This window comes from Yoonia sp. R2-816 (assembly GCF_046762905.1).
In the GTDB taxonomy this organism is placed as follows: Bacteria; Pseudomonadota; Alphaproteobacteria; order Rhodobacterales; family Rhodobacteraceae; genus Yoonia.
On sequence record NZ_JBKQXN010000196.1, the window covers coordinates 1 to 6,800 of the forward strand.

The following is a 6,800-nucleotide window of genomic DNA, read 5'->3' on the forward strand; positions in this document are numbered from 1 at the left end:
GTCTTGAGAAGACAGGCAGGGCCGTCAGAGAATGGGTTGCTGCCCGCAATCAGTTCGCTATCCTATACCCAGAACGGTTCAACAAATGAGCCGCCAAACTCGCATGGGCTAAGCCTCATACACAGAGTTTCGGATACTCCCGAAGGCGCGGATCGATGCTTGGGTGCCTGAGTGTTTTTGATCATCAGCGGGGGCGCTATCTAGCGCCCCACTACTCTCGACAAGAACCTAGTCTGACCATGCAGCTACAGGCTGCGCAATGTCTATAAGGAGACTTTTAATGCCTAGCTTTCAAGCGAGAAAGAAGAACTATTCGCGCCGCGTGAACTATGCTCACAAGGCACTGATCAATAACGAGCGTTCGCGTGAGTTTAACAACTGTTTCGAGATGTATGACGGTGAGTATGTGGTGGCCGCGCTTATGCGCAGGGCTAAGAAGGACCCGGTATTTAAAGCAGCTATTTTAAAGGACTTTTCGACAGCCAGTGACGGGGCCTGGGAGCGTGTCCCGTGGCACAAGACGGCGGATAAGCTCAGCAGGCTTTCTGACGCTCAGCTTGCCACCCTTGCGGCCCACAAGACATCTGAGGAAGAGTGGCGATCCGCCCATATATTCCTTCCTCAGCTTGATGCTCGCAAATGCTCTGAAGCTATGCCTTTTGAGATCACACGCCGGGAAGGTCCTGACGAGTTGGTTGAAGAATACTACGCTCGGAGCCTTCGTGAGGCTGTTAAGGCCGTAGAGAGTTGGACAGACCGCACGGTACTAGGTGTTCCTTTCCTCGGGTTGTTTGCCGAAATCGAAGTGCGGTCTCCTGAAGGTGATGTTCACAAAGTATAGGCTCGGCACTGCAGTTAGAAATCGAGGTCGTTGCACCGATTTTTCTGTTCTCACATGGGCTGCTTGCTGATAATCGATGCCTTCTAAAAGGAAGGTTGGAACAAACCATTATGTTGAGAGGAACCCTGAACCTGGACGGCCTGAAGACGGCACTTCAGGTCGAAGCAGCAGATGGATGGCATCAATTTGACCGCAATTCTGCACGTGAAGTCTCTGACGCAGAGCTGAAGGAGGTTCATGAGGCAATTTGCAGCTTCTCTGGACACGTATCTATGCCACCAGTTCCTCGCCTTCTTCGCCTTCTGGTGGACGCTACAGCGGCTTTGCACAATGAGACTTCACGCGCTAGTGGGTGGCGAATACTTGGCATTCGACCTAAGACGGGCCGCAGGCTATTGGGAGCCGAAAGCAACCGAATAACGTGGGCCGTTTGGCATACAGCTACAAGCTTTGGTTTGGGTTACTCGAACCTAGATGACCCTGATGCCTACCACAAAGAAACACCAAACATGATGTGAGATCCGCTAGAGCGCACGGCTGGATTGCTCATCGTCGCCATCGGGGTTCGGCTTCTTCTTCTAGAACCGGCCGAGCCACGAAGACTTCAGTAAGTCCATCCTCACTGCATGATTTGGCGAGGTTTCTCCAAAGCAGCCATTCGAACACGTCCCAGCATCCGGTACTTTGGGCTCTTCCGGTCCGTCGCGGCGATCTCTATCTTTGCCGCATCTCACGGTAGATCAATGGCACGACCCGAGGAACAGCCTCTGCAGCGACTTCTAGCGTCTGATCAATATCTTCCTCCGCAATCCCAAACATTGAGTTGCCGCCGTCATCGAACATATGGACCAGAATCGGCATCATCAGCTTCGAACCTATTGCAGACTGTCCAAAGGTATCCCAGGCCGCGACATCAAGCTTCACCGCCTCCATGAAGCCTTCGCACCAGTCCATCGCAATGGCGTGTCCTTCAGGGGCCTGCCAAAACACCGGCTCCAGCACTGGTGTCGCCGCGGCGAGACCTGCTGCGATCTGATCCATCCGCTGTGTTGTCAGCTCCATGATGCGTTTTGGAACGCGGACGCCTGCCCCAAATGCCGCATCAGCCCAATTCGCGACTGGCTTTGGAGTGCAGACTAACCCAGTCAAGAACCCATCCAGATCAGACAGACCCAAACTATCCGGTGGCCTGTCATTTGAGCGCAGATAGGTATCAAGTTCGGTCAGAATGTCAGTCATCGCGCGGCTCAACTTGATTGATCCTTTACGTCAGCATTTCGGCCCGGAAAACCACGCAGCACACGCACCAGGCTCGCTCGAATCCATTATCAATGACTGGGTGTCAAATCTCGCATTGTTCCGGTGTTTTCCCTGCCGCCATGGCTGCTTTGAACCACTCAGGCTTCCGTCCCTTGCCGGTCCAGGTTTGCGTCCTGTCATCTGGATTGGCGTATTTGGGTATGCTTGCCTTCTTGGGTTTCTTCGCCGTTTTGCGCGCGGTTTTTGTCACAGAAGTGGCACCACCGGTAATATGTGCCAACGTGAAGCCATGGGCTTTGGCAGCTTTCTCAGCTGCAGCCAGCGCCTCTTTTCTTTTTTCTGCTCCATGCTCGTCAGCGTCTTGTCGATATCGGTGCGCAGCTTCTCAAGCTCTTTGCCGGTCATGGATTTCAGGTCGATCTTCATTTGGGGTATTCCTTGCAGTTGCTTGCCGCAATACATCACTTGCGTTTAAGGGGGGAACCGCGTCGATACTCGCTTAAGCAGTGTGTAAACTGGTACGCCGACACCATACAAATAGCAGAAGTGGCCGGAACTTAAAGGCCCCGCCACGCATTGCAATCTCCGGCGTTCGAGCATCGCACCCAGTCAGATCCTGCGCAAACTAGCGTCCTATCCAGCTCGGTCTGAACAAGGGCAAGGCGCATCACGCGCTCAAGAACGCCCTCCGGACGGGCGGCTACCCTCCAAGCAAACCTCTGTGCACAAAGCTAAGATTCATCCCCTACAATCTGCAGCAGGCTTTCCGGCAAGGGCCGCTGCGGCTGCAGCGCTTCCTCGCGTGGTGTTGCTCGGCAGGAGGTGGGCGGTTCCGAAACTGGTATTATAAGGTGGCGGCGTCCGGGAGGAGGTGGATGCCGCCACCTTTTTGAAGACCCAAAACCTCGGGAGGAGGTGAAGCGTTGGGCCGTATCCGGATCTGCCTCAGGGGGAGGAAGCGGCAGATCCGAAATCTGAATTACTTGCCGTAAGCGGCCTCAAGAGCGATGCTTTTGATCATGCTGCGCGACATACCTAAATCGGCCAGATCGCGAGAGGACAACGCCTCAAGCTCCGCCACTGTTGTGCGGTAGGTTTTGCGCTTGGCTGCGTTCTCGGCAAGACGGATACGGAACGCGGCAAAGCGTTCTGTCAGCGACGTGTCTGCGAAGAATGTTTGTGTAAGTGCGTTCATTGTGTTTCTCGAACTCAACATGTGTGTTGGCGGTTTTTGCCGCGCTGTTTTGATTAGAATTTTTAGTTACGCTTTGATTAGAATGTATGGTTATGCTGTACTTGCACAACGATCGTTTTGGCAATGCTGCTATGCAGAAATTGCGTAGACACTACTGACCTAACATCATCAATCTATTGCGATTTTGGGCTCGAGGGGTCCGCTCCGGTAGGGGCAGGATCGTACGTTAGCGCGGAAAGTTCTGTCCGCTAGAGGTCCGTCCTGTGTTGCAGTCGTCAGTCGCAATAAAGCAGGGCAAAATTAGCGGCTTTTGTGTATCACATAGCCAGTACGATGAAATTCTCAGAAGGCCCTCCCTATACGTACACCTGCCGTTCGTTGCGGCGTGAACGAACTGTTAAGATGCGAACTCAGCCGCCATTGCTCCTGCTGGTGCTTGCTGACGCAGCATCTGCTCGCATGTGCAGCGCGGGATTTGCAGCAACGCGGCGGATTTCACCGAACCAGACATTGCCCCGCGCTGATCCGGCTGGATATTAAACCGCCCTTTCGCCGCAAGCGGTTTCAGCAATCGAGATGCGGACAAACCGGGCTTTCTCCGTGAGCAAACAGACGGCTGCATTTGAGTCTATAGCGCCAGATCAAACTTGTGCTGTTCCAGCACAAACAACGATTGGTACTGAAGCACATTTTCATCTTCGGCAAACAGCCTTTGGCTCAATTCCTGAAACTCTTCCATGTCAGTCAGATTCATCATGACAACGGTGTCTGTTTCACCTGAGACTGAATAGATTTGAGAGATCGCCGCCTCGGTTTTCATGTCAGCCAGCCATTGCTTTCGGGCGGTGACACCATGATCGGCCAGCTTGACTGTGACAATCGCCTTGAGAGGTCGGCCCATTCTTTTTGGATCGGTGAGGGCCACCACCCCTGTTATGACACCTTTTTTCTTAAGCTGACGAACCCGCCGAAGGCAGCTTGATGGTGCCAGCCCAACCAAATCCGCAAGATCGTTGTTCGCGATAGATGCGTCATTCTGAAGTTGGCTGAGTATCTTGCGGTCTATACGATCCAAATTGATTTGCACACTTGTTGCGTTTGTATGCAATCTGATTGCAAAACTTCGCAAACTTCAATCACCTATTTCATTCACGGTCGGGCAGGTTGGGTCAAAATCAACAAAGGTCCCAACAATATGGAACAGAAACTCGAGCTAGACTTTAGAAGCGATACCGTCACCAAACCCTGCTTGCGAATGCGCGAGGCCATGGCCAAAGCCGAAGTAGGCGACGATTACTACCGCGATGACCCGACGGTTCAGGAACTGGAGTGTTTTGCGGCTGACCTCTTTGGAAAAGAAGCGGCTCTACTTACGCCATCCGGCACACAATCCAACCTGATAGCCGTCATGTCTCACTGCCAGCGTGGTGAGGCCTATATCGTGGGGCACCGTTCTCATTCCTATCTGCGTGAGTTGGGAGGAGCAGCCATGGTTGCCGGTGTCCAGCCGCAAGCCGTCCAGAACCAAGACGATGGAACATTGAGGCTGGAAGACATCGAAGCTTCCCTTTTCCCGGCCTCTATCCTGTTTGCGCCTGTTCGGCTCATTGCGGTCGAGAACACCATCGACGGCAAGGTACTAGCGCCGGACTATTTGCTCCGTGTTTCGGAACTTGCGGCAGAGCATGATCTGAAAATCCATATGGACGGCGCACGCGTTTTCAACGCAGCCACCGCGCTAGGCTGCCCAGTGTCAAAAATTGCCAGCTACTGCGACACACTCAGTTTTTGCCTCTCCAAAGGGCTTGGCGCACCAATTGGCTCAGTCCTTGTGGGGTCAGCGGAGGTGATCGAAACAGCGCGCAGGCATCGGCAGATGCTGGGCGGCGGAATGCGGCAAGCCGGGATCATTGCCGCTGCGGGCCTCTATGCGATGCAGAACAATGTCTCACGATTAAAGGCCGATCATACACGAGCAACAGAGCTTGCCGCCGCCCTGTCACATGTTCCAGGCCTCACAGTTGAAACGCCTCAAACCAACATGGTGTTCTGCGATGTGGAAGCGTCTATTCAGAGCGAGTTTTCAAGGTTTCTAAAAGAAACCGGGATTCGTATCTCCGGCAACCTAAAACGGCAACGTTGGGTCACGCATCTCGGAATTGATGATGCGGCTTTGGCCTCCACTGTGAAACGCCTCGCCCAAATGCAGGAGGCCAGTTATGCAAGCTGAATCACTGGATCAGGTCAAAGTTAGCGCGTGTCGGCTAGAGCCGGTCTGGGTAATCCATGTGGAGCTTGGGCCGGAAGTTGGTGACGGCGTGATTAGGCGGCATGGTTAAGTTGTTTGATCCCGTCTTTGAATGCAATCCCTTCGATGATCTCGGGCATGCGGTTTGCGCCGTCGAGCTTCCGCCATTTGGTCTGGGCTGACACCATCAACTTGAACGCCATAGCGAGGCCGGTTTTGCGGCTGAGACAGCCTTTGGTTTTGCCAGTGCGGTGTCGGACAGTGGCAAAGGTGCTCTCGATGGGGTTGGTGGTGCGGATGTGCTTCCAGTGTTCGGCAGGGAAGTCATAGAAGGCCAGCAACACGTCGCGGTCTTTGGTCAGTTTCCCGACAGCCTTGTCGTATTTCACGCCGTAGGTTGTGATGAAGAAGTCAAAAGCGGCCTCGGCATTCACGCGCGTCTCAGCCTGCCAGATATCGTGCAGGTGGCCCTTGGCTTTGGCCTGAACCGACTTCGGCATCGCGTTCAGTACATTGCCGGTTTTGTGGAACCAGCAGCGCTGTTCTTTTGTGGCCCCAAAGACCTCGCGCAGCGCATGCCAGAAGCCCAAGGCTCCGTCTCCAATGGCAAGATCAGGCGCATGGGTAAGCCCGCGCCGCTGGAGATCGAGAAGCAGCTCACGCCAACTTTGGGTACTTTCGCGATAGCCATCGGCGATGCCAATGATTTCCTTCCGGCCCCACTCGTCTGCGCCGATCAACACCAGAACACATTGTTTTTCCTCATCCATGCGTGGTCGGAAATAGACCCCATCCGCCCAGATGTAGACAAACCTCCGCGTGCTGAGATCGCGACGTTGCCAGCGGTCATACTCATCCCACCAGTCGGCCTTGAGCCGGGATATCGTCGTCGAAGACAGACCCGCCGCGTTGGGCCCCAGCAAAGCGGCCAGCGCTTCGTGGAAATCGCCCGTGGAAATGCCCTTGAGGTACAACCAGGGCAACAGCTCTTCGATGGACTTGGCCTTGCGCAGATAGGGCGGCAGAATGGATGACGCGAAGCGGATTTTCTCTACGTCGCTACTCCGGTCTCGCACGCGCGGCACCTTCACCGGCACCGCGCCGATCCCCGTCATAACCTCGCGCTCCGGCAGGTGACCATGGCGTACTAATCGTGTGCGGCCATCATCGGTTCGCTCGTCCGAATGCGCCTCCAGCAACGCTGTAAGTTCAGCTTCAACAGCTTGTTGGATTAAGTCACGCGCTCCAGATCGTAG

8 protein-coding genes are annotated in these 6,800 nt (G+C 54.4%); 2 read left to right on the forward strand and 6 right to left on the reverse strand.

All coding sequences use genetic code 11. From position 1 onward, the window contains the following. The first annotated feature begins 280 nt into the window (after positions 1–280). A complete protein-coding gene (locus tag ACFWW2_RS12070; protein ID WP_393928326.1) occupies positions 281–841 on the forward strand; it encodes a hypothetical protein in 561 nt (186 codons plus the stop codon). Between the two features lie 714 nt (positions 842–1,555). Here the strand turns inward: ACFWW2_RS12070 and ACFWW2_RS12075 are convergent. The 5 genes from ACFWW2_RS12075 to ACFWW2_RS12095 all read right to left on the reverse strand — a co-directional run bounded on the left by ACFWW2_RS12075 (position 1,556) and on the right by ACFWW2_RS12095 (position 4,404). Next, on the reverse strand, positions 1,556–2,092 hold the full coding sequence (locus ACFWW2_RS12075) for a YecA family protein (protein ID WP_393928327.1): 537 nt from the start codon (positions 2,090–2,092) through the stop codon (positions 1,556–1,558). A gap of 91 nt (positions 2,093–2,183) precedes the next feature. Then, on the reverse strand, positions 2,184–2,351 hold the full coding sequence (locus tag ACFWW2_RS12080; protein WP_393928328.1) for an H-NS family nucleoid-associated regulatory protein: 168 nt from the start codon (positions 2,349–2,351) through the stop codon (positions 2,184–2,186). Continuing rightward, the gene (locus tag ACFWW2_RS12085; protein WP_393928329.1) at positions 2,348–2,527 is read right to left on the reverse strand and encodes a hypothetical protein; all 180 of its coding nucleotides are present in this window, start codon (positions 2,525–2,527) and stop codon (positions 2,348–2,350) included. Before ACFWW2_RS12085 ends, ACFWW2_RS12080 begins: the two co-directional genes overlap by 4 nt. 553 nt (positions 2,528–3,080) lie before the next feature. After that, positions 3,081–3,296, reverse strand: a complete 216-nt coding sequence (locus ACFWW2_RS12090; protein WP_393928330.1) for a DUF1127 domain-containing protein — start codon at positions 3,294–3,296, stop codon at positions 3,081–3,083. A gap of 628 nt (positions 3,297–3,924) precedes the next feature. Continuing rightward, a complete protein-coding gene (locus tag ACFWW2_RS12095) occupies positions 3,925–4,404 on the reverse strand; it encodes an Lrp/AsnC family transcriptional regulator (protein ID WP_393928331.1) in 480 nt (159 codons plus the stop codon). Between the two features lie 87 nt (positions 4,405–4,491). Here ACFWW2_RS12095 and ltaE point away from each other — a divergent pair, with 87 nt between their 5' ends. Further along, positions 4,492–5,526, forward strand: coding sequence for a low-specificity L-threonine aldolase (ltaE, locus tag ACFWW2_RS12100; protein ID WP_393928332.1), 1,035 nt, complete (start codon positions 4,492–4,494; stop codon positions 5,524–5,526). A 92-nt stretch (positions 5,527–5,618) separates the two neighbouring features. Here ltaE and ACFWW2_RS12105 read toward each other — a convergent pair. After that, on the reverse strand, positions 5,619–6,800 hold a 1,182-nt coding region (locus ACFWW2_RS12105; RefSeq protein WP_393928333.1), incomplete at its 5' end, for an IS256 family transposase.

Bases quoted from the DNA above. Each gene is read 5' to 3' on its own strand.
- ACFWW2_RS12085 (WP_393928329.1), bottom strand. From the start codon at position 2,527: ATGAAGATCGACCTGAAATCCATGACCGGCAAAGAGCTTGAGAAGCTG.
- ACFWW2_RS12070 (WP_393928326.1), top strand. From the start codon at position 281: ATGCCTAGCTTTCAAGCGAGAAAGAAGAACTATTCGCGCCGCGTGAAC.
- ACFWW2_RS12090 (WP_393928330.1), bottom strand. From the start codon at position 3,296: ATGAACGCACTTACACAAACATTCTTCGCAGACACGTCGCTGACAGAA.
- ltaE (WP_393928332.1), top strand. From the start codon at position 4,492: ATGGAACAGAAACTCGAGCTAGACTTTAGAAGCGATACCGTCACCAAA.